We start from the raw sequence: 21,735 nt of genomic DNA on the forward strand, positions 1-21,735 counted from the left end.
GTTAAGGGTGATGATAATCTGCGCAAGGATAGCACATTAACGGTATGCCGGGCGACTCTGCGTCGCCCGGTTTATGCCCGGCTGAAAGCGGTTAGAAATTAAACCCAAGCTGCATCATTGCGCCCCAGGTGTTGTTGTCGCCTACCGACCCGGCCAGATCCAGATGCACCGCATTGTGGAACGGCGACAGACCGAAACCGGCAGTCACGACGTTTTCATCAGCGGACTTCATATCCGCGCGATAACCGGCTCGCAGCGCCAGCCAGTCCAGCACGCGATATTCGCCGCCGATGCCGGCATACTGACTGCTTGCCTGCGATTTAAAACGCTTCGTTTCGGTGAGATCGACGTCCAGCGCGGCGGTGAACGGTCCGCCCTGCCATGACAGACCAGAGGTCACCAGCGGACGGATCTGATAGGTGTCGCGATAGCCGTTGGTCTCTTTGGTCCGCAAATCACGCGATACCAGGTTTTGCCCGGTCACGCCCAGCGTCCAGTTTTCGCTCAGCGGCGTCGCCAGACCGGCATCAATGTTAAAGCCGGTCTGATCGTTACGATAGCGGCTGCCGTTGAGGTCGTTTTTATCGTAGTTATAGATGCTGGCCGAATAGTTATAGAGCCAGGTTTTCTGAATTTTCGGCGTGACGCCCAGCGAAACCGGATGCCCCGCCACATTGAACTCATGCGCCACCGAAATGCCGTAATCAGTAATCAGCGCCGCCAGCCCGTTTGCGCTGGAACGCAGGTTATTCTGATCGCCCGGCACAGGAATAATGGTGCCGTTGGCGACGCCGTCGAGATAGGTAATATCGCTCTGGGCGACGTTGGCGCGCAGGTGCACCGTGCCGTAGGCTTTGGTGATAAAGGCGAACGGCAGGGTGTCGCCAGGCACGGTGACGGCCAGCGCGACGCCTGCCGTCCCGTTGGCCTTGTTGCCGCGCAGATCGCGCAGCTGGTTCGCCACATCGCCTGACGCCGCTTTGAGCTGCGGATAACCGTTGAGTAAGTCGGTGAAAGTCAGGTTGTTAATCACGTCGCGATAGCGGTCGACGGTATCGCTGATGTCATCAACCTTATCAACCATCTTATCTTTATCGGTGACCTGCAAACCGGCCGAAGGAAAAATAATGCCGACGTTATCGTCCGGCTTAGCCCGCGTCATCAGCGCCGGGTTTGCCAGCACCGCCGAACTCCAGGTTGAAGAAGCCACGCCTGTACCGCCCATCGCGTCGTTGCGCGCATCATACCAGGTACCGGCGGCCATTGCGGAAGAAGAGAGAAAAAGCGCATTTAAAACAGCAGTATATAAAAGCGCAGAGCGCCGGGTGGTTTTGTTCGCCATTTGTCTGCCATCACCTCGATCGAGAAAACATTCATCATCGGAATTTGTCGTTAGCGCTATTGTGAATGGCGGCTAACGGTTCATTGCTGTGAATTGAGTCGAAACAGCATTGTTATTCGCCGGATTGGATGATTTAGCTACAAATCGGCGTTTTTATTGTTTAGCGAGGTAGTAAAAAAGGGATAGTAAGGCCAGTGCTTTCTTAAGGCCACTTGAACATTAGTGCTTAACCAGGTGAGTTGTAAAGCAAATTGGGCATTTTGTTGCTATTTGTCTCGCAAAGGATGGTCCTGTTACGCGCGCTTAACGCACCGAAGCAAAGCACCATCCCGCTTAACAGAATGATAAATATAATAAAATCAAGGCGAGCCGACTTTGCGTCGCAACCTCAGCGCAGGCGCATTTAGTGTGATAAAATAACATCTCGTTTTCAGCGGAGAATCCCCATGTCGACTATGACGCCAGAGCAAATCATGACCCAGGCGGAAAAACTGTGCCTGCAACGCGGCGTGCGCCTGACCACACAGCGCGCCGAGGTGCTGCGTCTGATGGCGGCGCAACATGGGTCGATCAGCGCCTACGATCTGCTGGACAGGCTACGCGCTACCGAGCCGCAGGCGAAGCCGCCAACGGTTTACCGCGCGCTCGATTTTTTGCTGGAACAGGGCTTTATCCATCGCGTGGAATCCAATAACAGCTATGTGGTTTGCCATCACTTTGAAGCGCCTGCGCATACGTCTGTCATGCTGGTGTGCGATCGCTGCGCGGCGGTGACGGAAAAACAGGCGCAGGGAGTGGAGAAAATCATTGGCGATTTGGCGGGCGAAGCAGGTTTTGCTCTGCGTCACAGCGTGATTGAGGCGCACGGGCTATGCGTTAGCTGTGCAGAAGTCGCCTCCTGTACGCATCCTGAAAACTGCGATCACGACCATGAAGCCGACGGGAAAAAGCGCGGGAAAAAAGGGTAAGCGGCACCTCCCTGTGCCGATCGTTCAGGCGCATCCTGAACGAGGAGATTACCAGCGGTAGTCTTTGTTCTGGGTTTCCCAGTCAGAGACTTCTTTCTCAGCCTCGTCCTTAGCGTAACCGTAGCGTTCCTGAATTTTGCCGACAAGCTGATCGCGTTTACCTTCGATAACCTGCATATCATCGTCGGTTAGCTTGCCCCATTTTTCTTTAAATTTGCCTTTGAACTGCTTCCAGTTACCGCTCGCTTCGTCTTTATTCATGTTAGACCTCCACGTCATCCTTAGTTTTACATACCACCAGGTAATGGCAGTACGACAATACAAAGCGCTGCTGTGTCGCGCTGTTGTAAGTTAATTGTAGTAGACGAATCGGCAACTGCCGGATATTTACAGAATAATCTGTTTAGATTTCAGTGCGTCAGCGGCTGCCGTCTGGCTAATTAACTGTTAAACCAGCGGCTTAAGCGCCATTCCCGCCGCCAGATATACCAGAGAGAAAGGCCGCGCAGCGCAAGAAACACCGTCACCGCCAGCCATAAACCGTGGTTGCCCAGCCAGGGCAAAGTGAGCAGCGTCACAAAGTATCCCAGAGCAGCGACCGCCATGCTGTTGCGCATTTCGCGTCCGCGCGTGGCGCCGACAAACAGCCCGTCCAGCAGATAACACCAGACGCCTGCCAGCGGCAGAATGATTTGCCAGATCAGATAGCGATCGACCTGCTGCCGCAGCGACGCCAGCGAGGTGAGCATGGTCACAATAGATTCGCCGCTTACGGCATAAATCAGCGCAAACCCCAGCGCCACCAGGCCCGCCTGGCGGCAGGCCGCATGCCAGACAGCCAGCAGCCTGTCGCCGTCGCGCGCGCCCCAGGCTTCGCCGGAAACGGCTTCCACCGCGTAGGCAAAGCCATCCAGCGCATAGGCGGTAAAGGTGATAAACATCAGCAGTACGGCGTTGGCGGCGACAACCTCCGGGCCAAGACGCGCGCCGATCAGCGTCAGCGAGGCGAAGCAGAGCTGGAGCAGCAGCGAGCGCAGCATGATGTCGCGATTCAGGCGCAGCAGACGGCTCACATCGCCGCGCCAGCTCCTTTTCAGCATCGTCATGGTAATGCCGCGTCGCTTCGCCACCCGCCACACCATCATCAGACCGACCGCCAGGGTGACGTACTCTGCCAGCGCCGTGGCGGTGGCCGCTCCCGCCACGCCCCACTTCAGGCCGAGCACCAGCCAGAGATCGAGCGCTATATTGACGCTGTTGCCGACCACCAGCAGCACCACCGGCGCGCGCGCATACTGCACGCCCAGCAGCCAGCCGAGAATAACCATATTGGCCAGGGTCGCGGGCGCGCTGAGCCAGCGGATATGAATAAAAAGCGCCGCCTGCTCCAGCACCAGCGGATTCCCCCCCGCCAGCCGTCCCGCCAGCGAGCTGAGCGGATCGCGCAGCAGGATAAACAGCACGCCGGCGCACACCGCCATCAGCAGCGGCTGCGTCAGCGCACGCGCCAGCGCCAGCGCGTCCCGTGCGCCAAACGCCTGCGCGGTAAAGCCGGTAGTGCTCATACGCAGGAACAGCAGCAGCATAAAGACGAAGCTGGTTGTCGTGGCGCCAATCGCCACGCCGCCGAGATAGACCGGGCTATCGAGATGGCCAATAACAGCCGTGTCCACCAGGCCGAGCAGCGGCACGGTGATATTTGAGAGGATCATCGGCAGCGCCAGCCGCCAGAGGTGTCGATCGTTTGCAGTAAAGAGACGCATCAGCCGGTCCATGCCTGAAAACGTAAATAAGAGAGGGGCGCGGTGAGGGCAGTGTTACCTGCCTGAAACGCGATTGCAGATAAAATGCTCGCTCAGACGCCCGGCGTTAATACGCAGCGGGCGTCTGAAGGCAGCCGGTCAGAGCCACTCGCCGTTGCGTACCACGCCGACAGCCAGACCCTCAACGGTCAGCGACTGCGTGCGGGTATCGACGATAATCGGTTCGAAGTCGTTGTTTTCTGGCAGCAGGTGCACCACGGTGCCCTGTTTCTTCCAGCGTTTTACCGTGACCTCATCATCGATGCGCGCCACCACGACCTGGCCGTTACGTACGTCCTGGGTCTTGTGTACCGCCAGCAGGTCGCCGTCCATAATACCGATGTCTTTCATCGACATACCGGCTACGCGCAGCAGAAAATCAGCGGAGGGCTTAAACAGATCGGGATCGACCTTGTAGTGGGTTTCGATATGTTCCTGCGCCAGCAGCGGCTCGCCCGCGGCGACGCGGCCGATTAACGGCAGACCGTTAGACTCTTCTTCTTCCATCAGCAGGCGAATGCCGCGCGATGCGCCAGAAACGATTTCGATAACGCCTTTGCGCGCCAGCGCCTTGAGATGCTCTTCGGCGGCATTCGGGGAACGGAACCCCAGCTGCGAGGCAATTTCCGCACGCGTTGGCGGCATGCCCGTCTGGTTGATATGGTCGCGAATCAGGTCATAAACCTGTTGCTGCCTGGTGGTTAATGCTTTCATCCCGCCCCCTGGTTGTTTATACAGTCGCTGTGAGTATATACAGGTATTGGCGAAATGAAAACCGAAAGCCAGGGAAATAACGGGCCTTTGCTCAATTCTGGAAAGCCTAACGCAAATGCGACCAGAGCAGGGCGATCCAGACAAACAGCGCCAGTATGATAGCCAGCAATACGGCGGCGGAACCCATGTCTTTCGCCCGGCCAGCCAGCGGATGACGCTCCTGCCCGATGCGGTCGACCACGGCTTCAATCGCGCTGTTAAGGATCTCGACGATAATGACCAGCACCACCGAACCGATCATCAGGATGCGCGCCACGGTATCCACATCCAGCCAGCAGGCGACGATAATGGCGATAATCGCCGCCGTGGCCTCCTGGCGAAACGCCGCTTCATGTTGCCAGGCCGCGCGCAGCCCCTGCCATGAGTAGCCGGCCGCTTTGACAATCCTGAGTAAACCGGTGGTATTACTTGCCATTGTGAGGGAACCCTTTTCGTTGTTTGACGTCAATGTGTGGGCCGGGTGCGTTTGCCCCCCACAGATCTTCGCAGCACTTTCTGTTATGCTTGCGGCGCTTTGCTAACAAGAGGCTTCATGTTGTCTATGTCAGGTTGGCGTAAACTTTATTATAAATTATTGAATTTACCACACTCTATTCTCGTAAAGAGTAAGGCCATTCCGGCCGATCCCGTTTCAGAACATGGGCTCGATCCAACGCGGCCGATTATGTACGTGCTGCCATACGATTCCAAGGCGGATTTGCTCACGCTGCGTCAGCAGTGTTTAAAGCATAATTTGCCCGATCCGCTCATTCCGCTGGAAATTGACGGCGCGCTGCTGCCACGCCATGTGTTTATTCACGATGGTCCACGCGTATTCCCCTATTTCGTGCCTAATACGGAATCGGTGAAAATTTTCCATGAATACCTCGATCTGCACCGCAATAATCCGCATCTGGATATTCAGATGCTGCCGGTATCGGTGATGTTCGGCCGCGCGCCTGGCCGCGAGGTTCAGGGCGACGATACGCCGCACCTGCGCGAGCTGAACGGCGTCGAGAAATTTTTCGCCACGCTCTGGCACGGGCGCGACAGCTTTGTGCGCTTTTCGCCCACCGTGTCGCTGCGCTGGATGGCGACGCAGCACGGCACCGATAAATCTATCGCGCAGAAGCTGGCGCGCGTCGCGCGTATTCACTTCGCTCGTCAGCGTTTAGCTGCTATCGGGCCGCGTCTGCCGGCGCGTCAGGATCTGTTCAACAAGCTGCTCCAGTCCAAAGCGATTGAGAAAGCGGTAGAAGAAGAGGCGCGCAGTAAAAAGGTCTCTCACGAGAAGGCGCAGCAAAACGCCGTCGAAATGATGGAAGAGATCGCCGCCGACTTCTCCTATGAGGCCATCCGCATTACCGATCGCGTGATGGGCTGGCTGTGGAGCCGTCTCTATCAGGGCATCAATGTTAACGGCGGCGAACGCGTGCGCCAGCTGGCGGAGGATGGCCATGAGATTGTCTATGTGCCCTGCCACCGCAGCCACATGGATTATCTGCTGCTCTCCTATGTGCTCTATCACCAGGGGCTGGTGCCGCCGCACATCGCTGCGGGCATTAACCTTAACTTCTGGCCTGCGGGACCGATTTTCCGTCGCCTGGGCGCCTTCTTTATTCGTCGTACCTTTAAGGGCAATAAGCTTTACGCTACCGTCTTCCGCGAATATCTCGGCGAACTGTTCAGCCGGGGCTACTCGGTTGAGTATTTTGTTGAGGGTGGGCGCTCACGTACCGGTCGTCTGCTGGACCCGAAAACCGGCACGCTGGCCATGACGCTACAGGCGATGCTGCGCGGCGGTAACCGCCCCATTACGCTGGTGCCGATCTATATCGGCTATGAGCACGTAATGGAAGTGGGCACTTACGCCAAAGAGCTGCGCGGCGCGGCGAAAGAGAAAGAAGGCTTTATGCAGATGGTGCGCGGCCTGCGCAAGCTGCGCAACCTCGGCCAGGGCTATGTTAACTTCGGCGAACCGCTGCCGCTGGTGAACTACCTGAATAAGCAGGTGCCGGAGTGGCGCGACGCCATCGATCCCATTGAGCCGCAGCGTCCCAGCTGGCTGACGCCCACGGTCAATGATATTGCGGCGCGTCTGATGGTGCGCATCAATGAAGCGGGCGCGGCCAACGCCATGAACCTGTGCGTGACGGCGCTGCTTGCCTCACGTCAGCGCTCACTAACCCGCGAGCAGTTGATTGAGCAGCTTGAGTGTTATACCGAGCTGCTGCGCAATGTGCCCTACTCGCCGGAATCCACGGTGCCGCCGCTCTCTGCGGAGGCGCTGCTGGATCACGCCATGGGCATGAACAAGTTCGAGACCGAGCAGGATAATATCGGCGACATCATCATTCTGCCGCGCGAGCAGGCGGTGCTGATGACCTATTACCGCAACAACATCCACCATATGCTGGTGATGCCGTCGCTGATCGCCGCCATTATTCAGCAGCATCCGAACCTCAGCGAGGCCGAACTGCTGCGCCAGGTGCGCCTGATCTACCCTATGCTGAAAAGCGAGCTGTTCCTGCGCTGGGAGATGGACGCGCTGCCGGCGCTGCTGAGCGCGCTGTGTCAGGAGCTGGCGCGTCAGGGCCTGATCACCCTTCAGGACGGGCAATTGCGTCACACCGCCGCGCGCTACCGCACTCTGCAACTGCTGGCCGCCGGTATCCGCGAAACCCTGCAACGCTTTGCGATTACCTTCTCTATCCTTAGCGCGAAGCCGACCATCAACCGCGGCACGCTGGAGAAAGAGAGCCGTATGCTGGCGCAGCGTCTGTCGGTGCTGCACGGTATCAATGCGCCGGAGTTCTTCGATAAGGCGGTCTTTACCACTCTGGTGCTGACGCTGCGAGACGAAGGCTATATCAGCGATACCGGCGATGCCGACGTTGAGCGTACCCAGGCCACCTGGCATATCCTGGCGGATCTGATCACCAGCGATGTGCGACTGACCATTGAGAGCGCGGTCGCACACGACTAATGACCGCAGCGAAAAGCAAAGGGCGACAGAGATGTCGCCCTTTTTTATTACCGGGAAAGCAGCGCTCGCTGAGAAGCCGGCCGTTAAAACAGCTGGCTAAACGGCGGGGTATTCAGCAGCACGCCGACAAAGATCACCAGCCCGACGTAGTTATTATTCAGAAAGCCCTGGAAGCAGGCGTCGCGTTCGCGCTGAACAATCAGTTTCTGCTGGTAGATAAACAGCGCGGCGGCCCCCAGCAGCGACCAGTAAAACAGCGCGTTAAGCTGCATCAGCGCCCCCGCCAGCGTCAGCAGTGCCAGCGTCGCCAGCTGTAGCAGACCAATAATCAGTTTGTCGTAGCGGCCAAACAGAATCGCCGTCGATTTCACGCCGATTTTAATATCGTCATCGCGGTCGACCATGGCGTACTGGGTGTCATAGGCCACGGTCCAGCAGATGTTTGCCAGAAACACCAGCCAGCACTCCAGTGGTAAGGACTCACTAACCGCCGCCCAGGCCATGGGAATCGCCCAGCCGAACGCCGCGCCCAGCACCACCTGCGGCAAATGGGTATAGCGCTTCATAAAGGGATAGCACCACGCCAGCGCCAGCCCGCCCAGCGACAGCAGGATCGTCATCAGGTTCATGGTGAGCACCAGCGCAAACGCCAGCAGCCCCAGCAGCACAAACAGAATCTTCGCCTCTTTTTCGCTGACCGCGCCGCTCGGCAGCGGACGCCCTGCGGTGCGCTTAACGAAGCCATCCACCTTGCGGTCGGCAAAGTCGTTAATGACGCAGCCCGCCGCGCGCATCACAAAGACGCCGAGCACAAATACCACCAGCACCGATAACGGCGGCACGCTCATACCGGAAAGCCACAGCGCCCACAGCGTGGGCCACAGCAGCAGCAAAGTGCCGATCGGCTTGTCAATGCGCATCAGGCGGCTGTAAGCCTGAAACTTGCTCATCTGTAAGGTTTTTTGCACGTTCGATTATCCTCAGGCCAGGTCGCGATAAAGCGGCGAGGCGGGTAGAAACAGTTCGGTAAGCAGCAGCGGCTTGCCCGACAAGCGCAGGCGCGAGCGGCGTCCCCACAGCGCGTCCACGCAGCCAGGCTCAATAAAGTCGCGGCTCAGGGTGGAAGAGGAGAACAGATAGCGGCCAAGCGGTCGCGTACCCAGTTGTTGCAGCATCTGTTCCGGACCATTCAGCGTGCTCTCCGGCACCAGCGTGCGCCCGATTAGCCAGGGTTCGTCATCGCCGCACAGCACGATTTCACGCAGCCAGAAACGCGCGTCATCCGGCAACAGCGCCCTCTCCTCGCTGAGTTCACTGGCGTTGATAAAGCCTTCGCGTATCGGCCGCACCGTTACCTGCCGACAGTGCTGCTCGAAGCGACGCGTCATGGAGTCCTCCTCCATCAGCCAGTCGAGCAGCGGCGCGGTCAGCGTCGGATGGGTTACCGGCAGCCAGTTGAGCGCGCGTAATAAGCGAAGCGCCTCTTGCGACATATCACCACTCCCGTCAATTTTGAGGGCAACAGTGTAGCGCAGAGGCGCGGCGGGTACACCTGCCGCTATTCGCGTTTCAGGCGGTTACTGTTCGCCAGCCACAGCGTGACCACGAGGATTAAAATAGCGCCGGAATAGCACAGCGTGTCGAAGGGATTTTTATGGTCGACGATAATCAGCCGGATAATCGCCGTGATGCCGATATAGACAAAATAGCGCAGCGGAAAGTGATAGCCCGACTGGAAATATTTAACGATCAGGGCGATAAACTCGAAGTAGAGGAAATAGATGACAATTCCCTCAATCAGCAGATAAGAAGAAGCCTGCTCGCCGGTATTCAGCAGCACCCTGGCAAGATGCAGCGTCTCTTTGCCGAGAAACACCGCCAGGATTACCGCCAGCGCCAGCAGTCCCAGATTCAGTACCCATTGCAGCGCCACGGCGATAATCTGGCCACCGGTGGATTTTACATTCATGACTGGCCTTTTAGTTACTCTCAGAAAATAATTGCCATCATGCTTTAATGTGATGGAAATCACAATATAGCCCTGAGCCGCGCGCTGTGATGTCGCTCGCGCCTGCCTGAATAAAGCGGGTTTTATTTCTGCCGCGCCCGGCGGACTGCGCTACAGTTAACAGGTCGGCAGCGCGCCATGTCGCTTAAAATTCAGGAAAAATTGCGCTCCGCTCGACCACTCTCTTTGCAGAATGCTCACTCCGTCAGGCTGGCGCTCTGCTGCTTTTTAGCCTGACGGTTGTGGAGTGGCATGACGTGTTAACCCTGCTTAATCTTCTCTCTGCCGTTGCCCTGCTGGTGTGGGGCACCCATATCGTGCGCTCCGGCATCATGCGCGTCTTCGGAGCCGATCTGCGCCGCGTGCTTAGCCGCAGCATTGAAAGAAAGCCGATGGCGTTTCTGGCCGGCATCGGCGTGACCACGCTGGTCCAGAGCAGCAATGCCACTACCCTGCTGGCGACCTCCTTTGTGGCGCAGAAACTGATGGGACTGACGCCTGCGCTGGTCGTGGTGCTGGGCGCCGATGTCGGCACCGCCATCATGGCGCGCATCCTGACCTTCGATCTCTCCTGGCTGTCGCCGCTGTTTATCTTTTTCGGCGTGGTGTTTTTTCTGTCGCGTAAGCAGACGCGCGTTGGGCAGATGGGCCGCGCCAGTATCGGGCTTGGCCTGATTCTGCTGGCGTTGCAGCTGATTGTCGCCGCCGCCAGACCCATCACCCAGGCCTCCGGCGTGCAGGTGCTGTTTTCCAGCCTGACCGGCGATATTTTACTGGATGCCCTGATCGGCGCGGTGTTCGCCATTGTCAGCTACTCCAGCCTGGCGGCCGTGCTGATTACCGCCACGCTAACCGCCGCAGGCGTTATCTCTTTTAAGGTCGCGCTCTGCCTGGTGATCGGCGCGAACCTGGGCAGCGGCCTGCTGGCGATGCTGAACGCCAGCGGCTCTAACGCCGCAGGCAAGCGGGTGGCGCTCGGCAGCCTGCTCTTCAAGCTGCTGGGATCGCTGGCGGTCCTGCCCTTTATCAACTGGCTGGCGCCCTGGCTGGATAAACTGCCGGTTAATGATGAAGAGCTGGTCATTTTCTTTCACGTCTTCTACAACCTGATCCGCTGCCTGATTATGGTGCCCTTCGCCGATCCAATGGCGCGACTCTGTACACGCCTGATCCGCGATGACGCCGAAGCGGATATGACGGTGAAGCCTCGCCATCTGGATCGCAGCGCGCTGGATACCCCCGCGCTGGCGCTGGTTAACGCCGCGCGCGAGGCGCTGCGCATCGGCGACGTGCTGGAGCTGATGCTGGAAGCGTTCAGTAAGGTGGTGCATGGCGAAGTACGCGAAGAGCGCACGGTGCGACGGCTGGATGATGATGTGGATGTGCTCTACACCGCCATTAAGCTCTACCTGGCGCGTATGCCTAAAGAGGATTTGTCAGAGGAGGACTCGCGCCGCTGGGGCGAAATAATTGAAATGTCGCTGAATCTGGAGCAGGCGGGCGACATTATCGAGCGCATGAGCGGTGACGTTGCGGATAAATCGTTAACGCCGCGCCGCGCGTTTTCCCCGCAAGGACTGAAAGAGCTGGAGACGCTGCATGAGCAGCTGCTGGCGAATTTACGGCTGAGCCTGTCGGTTTTTTTGTCGCGCGACATCACCAGCGCTAAACGGCTGCGCCGCGCCAAGCATCGCTTCCGCATTCTGATCCGCCGCTTTTCGCACGCGCACGTCGAGCGTTTGCATCAGCAGAACGTGCAGAGCATTGAAACCAGCTCGCTGCATCTGGGCCTGCTGGGCGATATGAAGCGTCTTAACTCTCTGCTGTGCAGCGTGGCCTATACGGTGCTGGAGCAGCCGGACGACGAGCGGGATTACGAGTAAAACGGGGGCGCGTCCGCCCCCGGTTAATTACTTTTTCCTGACGGGTTTGCCGGACCAGTAGCCTGCCAGCAGCGAACCTGAAAGGTTGTGCCAGACCGAGAACAGCGCGCCCGGCAGCGCAGCCAGCGGCGAGAAGTAGAGCTTGCCCAGCGTCGCCGCCAGGCCGGAGTTCTGCATGCCCACTTCCAGCGCCAGCGTACGGCAGGTCGATTCGTCAAAGCCGAACAGCTTGCCGCCCCAGTAGCCGCCCAGCAGGCCAATCGCGTTATGCAGCACCACGGCGGCGATCACCACCAGGCCAACCGATCCGATAAAGCCCTGGCTGCCCGCCACGACGGCGCTGATGATCAGCAGAATGCAAATCATGGAGAGCGCCGGTAAATACGGCTCTACGCGGCGCACCAGTTTGTTAAAGCTGTGGTGGATAATCAGCCCCAGGCTAATGGGGATCACCACGATTTTCACGATGCTGAGCAGCATGCCCACCACATCCACCTGAATGTGCGTATCGACATAGAAGCGCGTCAGCAGCGGCGTCGCAATCACGCCGACCAGCGCGGAGACCGAGGAGATGGTCACCGACAGCGCGACGTCCCCTTTCGCCAGATAGATCATCACGTTGGAGGCGGTGCCGCTGGCGACGCTGCCGACCAGAATCATGCCCGCAGAGAGATCCGGCGGCATATGAAACAGCTTCGCCAGCGCCCAGGCGGCGAGCGGCATCACCAGGTAGTGCAAAAACGTACCGGCGATAACCGGCGCGGGACGCACCAGCACGCGTTTAAAATCATCGATATGCAGCGTTACGCCCATGCCAAACATAATCAGCATTAGCAGCCAGGTGACCCAGGGTCCAATGCCGAGAAAGGTGCCGGGAGAGTACCAGGCGGCGACAGAGAGCAGCACGGCCCACAGCGGGAACAGCCGGGTTAATTTGGCGAGCATAGCCAGACTTCCTTCTTTGAATGTTGTGTTTTTTCGCGGTTTTGCCACAGAGAGACGCGGCGCAGGAACGGTTGCGCCAGCGGAGCGGGATCATAACATTTCGTTATCACAAGATGGGCCAGACAGGAAAAATGCGGATCGACTGCTGCCGATCCGCCATAACGGGCTGGAATTACGCTGCTTCAGGCGCTAAAACGCGGTCGATCGCACCAGCCGGATCCGATCCGGCCGGGCAAATCTTTACTCGAACAGATTTTTATGCAGCGCGCGCACCACGCTTTCCGCATCTTCGCCCGGTACCAGGAAGCAGAGGTTATAGCTGCTGGCGCCGTAGCAAATCATACGCAGGTTAAAAGGCTCAAGCGTGCCGAACACCTCTTTGCCCACGCCGCGCGCTCTGGAGAGGTTGTTGCCAATCAGCGCCACCAGCGCCAGATTCTCTTCCACTTCAACGCGGCACAGCGACGACAGCTCCGTCAGCAGCGCCTGAGTCAACAGGCTGTCGCCGGTTGAGGTTGAGCCAGTGGTATCCAGCGTCAGCGCCACGCTCACTTCTGAAGTGGTAATCAAATCCACGGAAATGTTGTGGCGCGCCAGAATGGTGAACACCTCCACAAGGAAGCCGCGCGAGTGCAGCATGTTCAGGCTGTGCAGCGTGAGCAGCGTCTGACGACGACGCAGCGCCAGCGCGCGGAACAGCGGCGGGTTGGCGGTTTCGCGGTGCACACGGGTGCCGCCCGCGGCCGGATCTTTGCTTGAGCCGACAAATACCGGGATGTCGCTGCGCACCGCAGGCAGCAGCGTTGCCGGATGCAGCACTTTAGCGCCAAAGATCGCCATCTCGGTGGCTTCTTCAAAGGTAATGTCGTCAATGCGTTTCGCTGAGGGGACGACGCGCGGATCGGTGGTGTAGATGCCCGCCACATCAGTCCAGATGTCTACGCGCGCGGCTTTCAGCGCCTCGCCCAGCAGCGCAGCGGTGTAGTCGCTGCCGCCGCGTCCCAGCGTAGTGGTGCGGCCCTTATGCTCGCTGCCGATAAAGCCCTGGGTAATCACCAGCGACTGTGCAAGACGCGGCTGCAACAGCGCGGCGGCCTGCTCGGCCAGGGTGGCGATTTCCGGTTCGGCGCGGCCGAAACGGTCGTTGGTGCGCATCACCTTACGCACGTCGAACCACTCCGCCTCCACCTGACGTTCGCGCAGGATCTCCACAAACAGCAGCGTCGACATCAGCTCGCCGTGGCTGACCAGCTCATCGGTTAAGGCGTTAGAGGTCGCCAGCGAGGCGGCGTCGGAGAGCATGGTGATGTTTTCAATCATGCGATCGATTTCGTCGCGGATAACGGCGGGATTTCGCAGTCGATCGACGATGGCATACTGGATACGGCGAATCTCGTCCAGCAGGTAAGCGCGCTGCGCCTGCTCCTGGCCTTCTGCCAGCGAAACCAGCAGGTTGGTCACGCCCGCCGAGGCGGAGAGCACCACCAGACGCGTATCAGGGTTAGTTAGCACCACGTCGGCGCTGCGGTTCATAGCATCGAAATCGGCAACGCTGGTGCCGCCGAATTTCGCCACGATCAGAGTTTGAGACATGTACGACCTCGTGTCAGGTTATCTTCTCCCGCGTGTATGGGACGGGAGACATTGTATCAGCCTTGGCACAAGGGAAGAGCAGAATTGGGCAGACAAGCTCAGGAGACGAGTCACCCAGAAGCACTTCACCTTGCGAAACGCCCGACTGTGGACGCCTCTGGTGACAACCCAGGGGATTCAGCCCCTGTAGCCGACAGACAACACTCCGCATGTTGACCATCTCGGCGTCGCTCCCCCTGATGTGTTATCCCCGGATACGGTTCCTCCAACACACTGCCTGGGCGACGCGCCTCTTCTGGCTTGCGCACGGATGCGCAAGTAGCCGCATAAAAATACCGAGTCATAAGGTTGCTGTCTACGTCTGTCGACGATTTGCTGCGCCCTCAGCGTTAAATGCCGTGCCTCACCCCGGTTTATGCTGATGCGGCACAAGGTTCGCCGACCGGCTTAGCGGCACAATAGGCGTCGCCTAATCTGAAAATCGCCGCCGCGGATTCCCGGTCGCCGCGCGGAATCGACGACGTTTACGCCCGCGCGCGATGACGATGCCGACAAAATTTTTCCTTTCAGTGGGTACTGTTGTCATACTGAAACGCTATACGGGTGTGCTCGCCCACGATGGAATGACGGTTTTTAAATCAACAAGAGTGTTGCCATGAAAAATATCAATCCGACACAAACCGCAGCCTGGAAAGCGCTGCAACAGCATTTTGAACAGATGAAATCGGTGGAGATCGCCGACCTGTTCGCCCAGGATGCCGATCGTTTTGCTAAATTCTCCGCCACCTTTGATGACCAGATGCTGGTGGATTACTCGAAAAACCGCATCACCCAGGAGACGCTGGACAAGCTCCAGGCGCTGGCGAAAGAGACCGACCTGAGCGGCGCGATCAAATCGATGTTCTCCGGCGAGAAGATCAACCGCACCGAAGATCGCGCTGTGCTGCACGTCGCGCTGCGCAACCGCAGCAATACGCCGATCCTGGTTGACGGCAAAGATGTGATGCCGGAAGTCAACGCGGTGCTGGAGAAGATGAAGCACTTCTCCGAGCGCATCATCGGCGGCGAGTGGAAGGGCTATACCGGCAAAGCCATTACCGACGTAGTGAATATCGGCATCGGCGGATCGGATCTCGGTCCGTTTATGGTGACAGAGGCGCTGCGCCCCTATAAGAACCACCTGAATATGCACTTCGTCTCTAACGTCGACGGCACGCATATCGCGGAAACCCTGAAAGACCTCAGCCCGGAAACCACGCTCTTCCTGGTGGCGTCGAAAACCTTTACCACCCAGGAAACCATGACCAACGCCCACAGCGCGCGCGACTGGTTCCTGAAAACCGCGGGCGATCAGCAGCATGTCGCGAAGCATTTCGCCGCGCTCTCAACCAACGCGAAAGCGGTTGGCGAGTTTGGCATCGACACGGCCAACATGTTTGAGTTCTGGGACTGGGTCGGGGGACGCTACTCTCTGTGGTCGGCCATTGGCCTGTCGATTATTCTTTCTATCGGCTTCGACAACTTTGAGCAGCTGCTGAGCGGCGCGCACGCGATGGATCAGCACTTCTCCACCACGCCGGCCGAACAGAACCTGCCGGTGCTGCTGGCGCTGATCGGCATCTGGTACAACAACTTCTTCGGCGCAGAGACCGAAGCGATTCTGCCTTACGATCAGTATATGCATCGCTTCGCGGCCTACTTCCAGCAGGGCAACATGGAATCTAACGGGAAATACGTCGATCGCGACGGCAATCCGGTGGATTATCAGACCGGCCCGATTATCTGGGGCGAACCGGGCACCAACGGCCAGCACGCGTTTTATCAGCTGATCCATCAGGGAACCAAGCTGGTGCCCTGTGACTTTATCGCGCCGGCCATCACGCACAACGCGCTGGCCGACCATCACCAGAAGCTGCTTTCCAACTTCTTTGCCCAGACCGAAGCGCTGGCGTTCGGCAAGTCGCGCGACGTCGTCGAGAAAGAGTTTGCCGACGCGGGTAAATCCGCCGACGCCGTGGCACACATCGTGCCGTTCAAGGTGTTTGAAGGCAACCGCCCGACCAACTCTATTTTGCTGCGTGAAATCACCCCCTACAGCCTTGGCGCGCTGATTGCGCTTTACGAGCACAAGATCTTCACCCAGGGCGCGATTCTGAATATCTTCACCTTCGATCAGTGGGGCGTGGAGTTAGGCAAGCAGCTGGCGAACCGTATTCTGCCTGAGCTGGAAAATAACGCGGCTATTACCAGCCATGACAGTTCCACCAATGGCTTAATTAATCGCTATAAATCCTGGCGCTAATTTCCTCGCGTTTCATCAGGGCGGCCATCTGGCCGCCTTTTTTATGGCCGCAGTGCGCCATGCGCCGTTTTTCTGCCGGAAACATGCGCAGACAACACGGGGTAATTCTTAAAATGGGGTGAGATTGCTCTGAAGATGCAGCAAAAATCCCTCTCGCACTCTGGTTTAATCTGGCCCTTATTCTCCCCATCCTTTTCTCTTTTCCATTGATTTTTAATCAAATTCTCCCACCCTCTCGCTGAGGAAAGTCTGATAACGCCTTTTTCGTACCAGAAATTAATAAAAAAGAGAAATTGGCTTTGCATTTAATTTAAGACCAGACAGATATGCTGACGCTTTATAAAACTTCCCCATTAAAAAGGGATTAACGCTGTCTGGCCTGCTTTTTAACCGTTATTCGCTGCGCGCCAGGGCCACTTTTTTGCGCGCTGAACTCTGGTAATTTGTTGCCCTATACTGAACGCGCCCGAAACGGGTACATCCTTCATTCACTCAATGCAGGACAAGTTGTATGAAAAAAATCCTGGTTGCCGGAGCAGCCGTACTTTACGTCGCAGCACATTCCGTGGCTTTTGCCGCCCCGGAAGAAGCCGGTGTTGCAGCGGGCGCGCAGGCGGGAGCGATTTCCGCCGGCACCTCGACCGCTGTCGGTATCGGTGCGCTGGGTGCGTTAGTCGGTGTCGGCATCGCTGCCTCTGGCGGCGGTGACGGCGCAAATACCGGTACAACAACCACGACCACAACGAGCACCACTCGTTGATAAAGCACGTTTAAACATAACCACACATTCGTGTGGTTATTTTTTGCTTCGGCATTTTTGACAGGGACACACAGTGCGCCAACTCTCTTTTTTGCTGGCTTGTCTGCTATTGCAGGCCTGCACGCAGACGCAACAAGGGCTGGAACAGACCATCATGATGGCGGTTTCCGGTCCTGACGACGTCATTAAAACACCTCAGCAGATCGCCGATCTGCCCTACGCCAGCCTTTATGCCCGCATCGATAACGGCCCGCAGATTTTTGTGGTGCTCGGCTACAACGAAAACGGCCAGCAGAAGTGGATTACCCAGGATAACGCCATGCTGGTCACGCAGCATGGTCGCCTGGTTAAAACGCTGGGTCTGCCGGATAACCTGCAACAGGTGAGCAATCTGCCGCAGGATCCGCTGGCGGACGCGCTGCATCTACGCGATGGCGCAGGCTGGACGCGCATCGTGCAGTGGACCGAGCACGGCAAAACGCGCGCCGCCACCGTCAGCTCACGCTTTGTGCGCGGCACGGACGAGGTGCTGACGCTGGCGGGTCGCCGCGTCGCCTGTCGCGTCTGGACCGAGCAGGCCCGCATCGAGTCCACGGGCCGCGAGTGGGAAAACACCTTCTGGGTCGATAACAGCAGCGGCGACGTGGTGCAGGCGCGCCAGATGCTGGCTGCCGACGACTTTCCTGTTGCCACCACCCTTCTGAAGCCGGCGAAATCATGAAAAACACACTCTCTTTGCTGGCCGGGTTAATGCTGGCTGGCAGCAGCGCCGCGTGGGCGGCGGGTCAGGTCACGGTCCATACCGCACAGGGCAGCGCCACGCTCGGCGAGGTGCAGGATCTGGCGCAGGTGGTTACTCAGCCGGCGCTGATCAACGACGTCTGGTGGCGCGGCGCAGTAATAGCCGAACGCGGCGCCAGCGCGACCGCCCTTCAGCAGCAGCGGAAAACGCTGGACGACCTGCGCGCCTGGCAGGCGCAGAGCAGCGGCGAGCGCGCCGCTGCTATCGGCGAAGTGCTGCGCCAGCTCAGCAGCGTCAGCGTGACGGGCCGCCAGTTCGTCTCGCTCGACCCAGACTGGATCCGCCTGCATCCGGCTGACAACCGCCGTTTGCAGGGCGACTACGACCTTTATGTGACGCCGCCGTCCACCAGCGTCTGGCTGATGGGCGCGCTGCACGGCGCAGGCAAAACGAGCTGGCAGCCAGGACAGACGGTGCGCGGCTATCTGGCCGGTCACGAACGGCTTTCCGGCGCAGAAAAGAGCGAGGTCACGGTGATTGCGCCCTCCGGCGAGACGCAGCGCGTGCCGGTGGCCTACTGGAACCATCGTCATGTCGAGGTCGCGCCCGGCAGCATTATCTGGCTGGGCTTCTCCGCCTGGAGCCTGCCCGACGGATATGACGATCTCAACCAGCGCATGATTTCCGTACTGACTCACCGGGTGCCAGAGTGATGAATAAACAGCTTCTTTTCAGCCTGCTGGCTGTTTCCGTGGCCGCTGCCTGTCAGGCGCAGGCCGAGACTTTTCCCGACCCGGTTGGCCCGTCGCAGTCTGACTTCGGCGGCGTTGGCCTGTTGCAGGTGCCAACCGCACGCATGGCGCGCGAGGGGGAATTTAGCCTTAACTTCCGCGATAACGATCAGTACCGCTACTACTCCGCCTCTATGCAGCTGCTTCCCTGGCTGGAAACCACGGTGCGTTATACCGACGTGCGGACGCGACGCTACAGCGCGGTTGACAGCTTCAGCGGCAACCAGAGCTACAAAGATAAGGCGTTCGACCTGAAGCTGCGCCTGCTGAAAGAGAGCTACTGGCTGCCGGAAGTCGCTTTAGGCTCGCGCGATCTTGGCGGTACTGGCCTGTTTGACAGCGAATACCTGGTCGCCAGCAAAGCCTGGGGACCCTTTGATTTCACGCTGGGCCTCGGCTGGGGCTATCTTGGCAACAGCGGCACCGTCAAAAACCCGTTTTGCTCTTACAGCGACAGCTACTGCCAGCGCCCCGGCACAGGCGAAGCCGGTTCGATTAACGGCTCGCAGATGTTTCATGGCCCGTCGGCGCTGTTTGGCGGCGTGGAGTATCAGACGCCGTGGCAGCCGCTGCGCCTTAAGCTGGAGTATGAAGGCAACGATTACCAGGATGACTTTGCGGGCCGGCTGGAGCAGCGCAGCAAGGTTAACGTCGGCGCTATCTACCGCGTGACCGACTGGGCGGACATTAACGCCAGCTATGAGCGCGGCAATACCTTTATGTTTGGCGTAACGGTGCGCACCAACTTCAACGATCTGCGCCAGGCGCATATCGACAGTCCGAAGCCGGAATATCGTCCGCATCCGCAGGACAGGATGCTGGAGCCAACGGTTGTCGCCAGCCAGCTGTCCGACCTGAAATATAACGCCGGGCTGAACGGGCCGCGCATTCAGACCAAAGGCAGCACGCTGTTTGTCTCCGGCGAGCAGACCAAATACCGCGATACGCGCGAAGGGGTCGATCGCGCCAACCGCATCATCATGAATAATCTGCCGGCGGGCATTGAGACCATTGAGGTCACGGAGTCGCGCTTCAATATGCCGCAGGTGACGACGCGCACCGACGTCAGCAGCCTGCACCGCGAGCTGGAAGGCTATCCGCTGGGCCACGAGCAGCCGCTGCGCCAGACGCGCGAAAACCCGGTCGATGCGGGCGAGACCGAGCAGGGCTTCTTTATTCGCAAAGAGCGGCTTAACTACAGCCTGTCGCCGGTGCTGAACCAGTCGGTCGGCGGCCCGGAAAGCTTTTATATGTACCAAGTCGGGGTGATGGGCAATCTGGACTACTGGCTGACGGATCATCTGCTGGTGGGAGGTAGCCTGTTCGGCAACATCGCCAATAACTACGACAAATTCAACTATAACGGCGCGCCTGCCGACTCCACGCTGCCGCGCGTGCGCACCCATATTCGCGACTATGTCGAGAACAACGTTTACGTCAACGATCTGCAAGCCAACTATATGGGCTACCTCGGCAACAGCCTGTATGGTCAGATGTACGGCGGCTACCTGGAAACGATGTATGGCGGGGTCGGCGGCGAGCTGCTCTATCGTCCGGTCGACAGCAGCTGGGCCGTGGGTCTGGATGCCAACTACGTGCGCCAGCGCGACTGGGACAACATGATGCAGTTTACCCAGTACAAAGCGCCGACCGGCCATCTTACCGCCTACTGGCGTCCGTGGTTTATGCAGGATCTGCTGGTGAAAGCGAGCGTCGGGCAGTATCTGGCGAAGGATAAAGGCGTGACGCTGGACGTGTCGAAGCGCTTCGACAGCGGCGTGATGGTGGGCGTCTACGCCACGAAAACTGACGTGTCGTCAGAGGAGTACGGCGAAGGCGAGTTCACTAAAGGCTTCTACATTTCGATTCCAATGGATCTGTTTACCGTGACGCCGACGCGCGGCCGCGCGCAGGTGAACTGGGTGCCGCTGACGCGCGACGGCGGTCAGATGCTGGGACGTAAATACCAGCTTTATGATCTGACGTCCGATCGCGACGCTCGCTTTAACTAAACCCCATCGGCGGCCTGCGGGCCGCCGTAACGCCTTTCCTGCCAGCGAAGCGCGCCCGCTTGCGCTTACTGCTCCACCTGTCCTCGCTTCACAAAGCGGATATTATCGACATCCTCAACGTTATAATGGCCTGCCGCGTCATAGTGCACGCGGGTTACGCTGGCATTTTTCAACGGCTTGCGCTGAGCGCTATAGCCCAGTTCATGCAGCAGCACCGTAATCGCCATGCCGTGCGAGACGATCAGCACGTTTCCGCCGCCCGCCCGCTGCGCCTGCCGGGCAATCTCATCGACCGCCTGTTTCAGCCTGGCCGCCGCCTGCGGGTAATGCTCCGCTTCGTGGGCCGTATCGGCATCCGCCAGCGCGTTCACCACGTCGGCAATCGACTTTTCGCCCGCGGTAAAAGCGCGCATCAGCGCCGCCTGCGAGGCTAACCCCACCGTGCTGGCCGCGGCGTCCCACATAAGCCTGGTGGCCTGCCCTTCAAATTGCCCATAGCTGACCTCGCGCAGCGCGCGGGATTCAATTAGCGGCGGCGTGGCGTCGCGCGCCTGTAAGATCAGCTGCGCCGTGTCTCTCGCTCTGCCGGTATCGCTGGTCCAGACCGCGATAAAAGGCGTCGACTTGAGACCCTGCCCCAGCGCTTTGGCCGTCCTGACGCCATCAGGCGTCAAGGGCGAATCCGCCCATCCCTGCACCCGGCCGCTTTTATTAAAGCGGGTCTCGCCGTGGCGCACAAAATAGAGATCCACCTCCGCCGCATAGCTTTGCAGCGTATTCAATAACAGCGTGACAACACACAGCAGCATAAACACTGGCTTTAACATATCTCCTCCCTGACAGACTTT

Annotated in this window: 19 protein-coding genes and 1 riboswitch; of the genes, 8 read left to right on the forward strand and 11 right to left on the reverse strand. The window is 58.7% G+C overall.

Going from position 1 to position 21,735, the window contains the following annotated elements; translation table 11 throughout:
* Nucleotides 1-91: 91 nt before the first annotated feature.
* Nucleotides 92-1,342 carry a conjugal transfer protein TraF gene (locus BBB56_RS02495; protein WP_123798470.1) on the reverse strand — a complete coding sequence of 417 codons (1,251 nt, stop codon included), beginning with the start codon at nucleotides 1,340-1,342 and terminating at the stop codon, nucleotides 92-94.
* A 446-nt stretch (nucleotides 1,343-1,788) separates the two neighbouring features.
* On the opposite strand from BBB56_RS02495, the gene zur reads away from it, so the two are divergent.
* The gene (gene zur / locus BBB56_RS02500; protein ID WP_123798472.1) at nucleotides 1,789-2,310 is read left to right on the forward strand and encodes a zinc uptake transcriptional repressor Zur; all 522 of its coding nucleotides are present in this window, start codon (nucleotides 1,789-1,791) and stop codon (nucleotides 2,308-2,310) included.
* A 48-nt stretch (nucleotides 2,311-2,358) separates the two neighbouring features.
* Here the strand turns inward: zur and BBB56_RS02505 are convergent, their stop codons facing one another.
* From BBB56_RS02505 to BBB56_RS02520, 4 genes are all read right to left on the reverse strand, one after another.
* Nucleotides 2,359-2,571, reverse strand: coding sequence for a CsbD family protein (locus BBB56_RS02505; RefSeq protein WP_033749146.1), 213 nt, complete (start codon nucleotides 2,569-2,571; stop codon nucleotides 2,359-2,361).
* A 179-nt stretch (nucleotides 2,572-2,750) separates the two neighbouring features.
* A complete protein-coding gene (dinF, locus tag BBB56_RS02510; RefSeq protein WP_123798474.1) occupies nucleotides 2,751-4,073 on the reverse strand; it encodes an MATE family efflux transporter DinF in 1,323 nt (440 codons plus the stop codon).
* Nucleotides 4,074-4,211: 138 nt separating this feature from the next.
* Nucleotides 4,212-4,826 carry a transcriptional repressor LexA gene (lexA, locus tag BBB56_RS02515; RefSeq protein ID WP_033749144.1) on the reverse strand — a complete coding sequence of 205 codons (615 nt, stop codon included), beginning with the start codon at nucleotides 4,824-4,826 and terminating at the stop codon, nucleotides 4,212-4,214.
* Between the two features lie 106 nt (nucleotides 4,827-4,932).
* Nucleotides 4,933-5,301 carry a diacylglycerol kinase gene (locus tag BBB56_RS02520; RefSeq protein WP_123798476.1) on the reverse strand — a complete coding sequence of 123 codons (369 nt, stop codon included), beginning with the start codon at nucleotides 5,299-5,301 and terminating at the stop codon, nucleotides 4,933-4,935.
* Nucleotides 5,302-5,427: 126 nt separating this feature from the next.
* On the opposite strand from BBB56_RS02520, the gene plsB reads away from it, so the two are divergent.
* The gene (gene plsB, locus BBB56_RS02525) at nucleotides 5,428-7,851 is read left to right on the forward strand and encodes a glycerol-3-phosphate 1-O-acyltransferase PlsB (protein ID WP_123798542.1); all 2,424 of its coding nucleotides are present in this window, start codon (nucleotides 5,428-5,430) and stop codon (nucleotides 7,849-7,851) included.
* Nucleotides 7,852-7,934: 83 nt separating this feature from the next.
* Here plsB and ubiA read toward each other — a convergent pair whose 3' ends face one another.
* From ubiA to psiE, 3 genes are all read right to left on the reverse strand, one after another.
* A complete protein-coding gene (gene ubiA, locus BBB56_RS02530; RefSeq protein ID WP_199756185.1) occupies nucleotides 7,935-8,801 on the reverse strand; it encodes a 4-hydroxybenzoate octaprenyltransferase in 867 nt (288 codons plus the stop codon).
* 30 nt (nucleotides 8,802-8,831) lie between these two features.
* Nucleotides 8,832-9,344: a chorismate lyase gene (gene ubiC / locus BBB56_RS02535; RefSeq protein WP_123798480.1), complete on the reverse strand. Its 513-nt coding sequence runs from the start codon at nucleotides 9,342-9,344 to the stop codon at nucleotides 8,832-8,834.
* Nucleotides 9,345-9,409: 65 nt separating this feature from the next.
* The gene (psiE, locus tag BBB56_RS02540; protein WP_123798482.1) at nucleotides 9,410-9,820 is read right to left on the reverse strand and encodes a phosphate-starvation-inducible protein PsiE; all 411 of its coding nucleotides are present in this window, start codon (nucleotides 9,818-9,820) and stop codon (nucleotides 9,410-9,412) included.
* A gap of 296 nt (nucleotides 9,821-10,116) precedes the next feature.
* Between psiE and BBB56_RS02545 the strand changes: the two genes are divergently transcribed.
* Nucleotides 10,117-11,742, forward strand: coding sequence for a Na/Pi cotransporter family protein (locus BBB56_RS02545; protein ID WP_123798484.1), 1,626 nt, complete (start codon nucleotides 10,117-10,119; stop codon nucleotides 11,740-11,742).
* A gap of 27 nt (nucleotides 11,743-11,769) precedes the next feature.
* Here the strand turns inward: BBB56_RS02545 and panS are convergent, their stop codons facing one another.
* Both panS and lysC read right to left on the reverse strand, forming a co-directional pair.
* Nucleotides 11,770-12,687 carry a ketopantoate/pantoate/pantothenate transporter PanS gene (panS, locus tag BBB56_RS02550; protein ID WP_123798486.1) on the reverse strand — a complete coding sequence of 306 codons (918 nt, stop codon included), beginning with the start codon at nucleotides 12,685-12,687 and terminating at the stop codon, nucleotides 11,770-11,772.
* Between the two features lie 240 nt (nucleotides 12,688-12,927).
* Complete coding sequence (lysC, locus tag BBB56_RS02555) at nucleotides 12,928-14,280, reverse strand: lysine-sensitive aspartokinase 3 (protein WP_123798488.1); 1,353 nt, start codon at nucleotides 14,278-14,280, stop codon at nucleotides 12,928-12,930.
* A gap of 110 nt (nucleotides 14,281-14,390) precedes the next feature.
* A riboswitch (Lysine riboswitch) is annotated at nucleotides 14,391-14,583 on the reverse strand.
* 352 nt (nucleotides 14,584-14,935) lie between these two features.
* On the opposite strand from lysC, the gene pgi reads away from it, so the two are divergent.
* The 5 genes from pgi (at nucleotide 14,936) to BBB56_RS02580 (ending at nucleotide 20,887) form a co-directional block, all read left to right on the forward strand.
* On the forward strand, nucleotides 14,936-16,582 hold the full coding sequence (gene pgi / locus BBB56_RS02560) for a glucose-6-phosphate isomerase (protein ID WP_123798490.1): 1,647 nt from the start codon (nucleotides 14,936-14,938) through the stop codon (nucleotides 16,580-16,582).
* 511 nt (nucleotides 16,583-17,093) lie between these two features.
* Nucleotides 17,094-17,342 carry an exopolysaccharide production protein YjbE gene (gene yjbE, locus BBB56_RS02565; protein WP_123798492.1) on the forward strand — a complete coding sequence of 83 codons (249 nt, stop codon included), beginning with the start codon at nucleotides 17,094-17,096 and terminating at the stop codon, nucleotides 17,340-17,342.
* A gap of 73 nt (nucleotides 17,343-17,415) precedes the next feature.
* Entirely contained in the window at nucleotides 17,416-18,063 is a 648-nt protein-coding gene (locus BBB56_RS02570; protein ID WP_123798494.1) for a YjbF family lipoprotein, read from the forward strand.
* Nucleotides 18,060-18,797, forward strand: coding sequence for a capsule biosynthesis GfcC D2 domain-containing protein (locus BBB56_RS02575; RefSeq protein WP_123798496.1), 738 nt, complete (start codon nucleotides 18,060-18,062; stop codon nucleotides 18,795-18,797). Before BBB56_RS02570 ends, BBB56_RS02575 begins: the two co-directional genes overlap by 4 nt.
* Nucleotides 18,797-20,887, forward strand: a complete 2,091-nt coding sequence (locus BBB56_RS02580) for a YjbH domain-containing protein (RefSeq protein WP_123798498.1) — start codon at nucleotides 18,797-18,799, stop codon at nucleotides 20,885-20,887. Before BBB56_RS02575 ends, BBB56_RS02580 begins: the two co-directional genes overlap by 1 nt.
* A 65-nt stretch (nucleotides 20,888-20,952) precedes the next feature.
* Here the strand turns inward: BBB56_RS02580 and BBB56_RS02585 are convergent, their stop codons facing one another.
* Nucleotides 20,953-21,714 (reverse strand): histidine phosphatase family protein, encoded by a 762-nt coding sequence (locus BBB56_RS02585; RefSeq protein WP_123798500.1) that lies wholly within the window; start codon nucleotides 21,712-21,714, stop codon nucleotides 20,953-20,955.
* Between the last annotated feature and the right edge of the window lie 21 nt (nucleotides 21,715-21,735).

Source organism: Candidatus Pantoea deserta (genome assembly GCF_003813865.1).
GTDB classification, from domain to species: domain Bacteria; phylum Pseudomonadota; class Gammaproteobacteria; order Enterobacterales; family Enterobacteriaceae; genus Pantoea; species Pantoea deserta.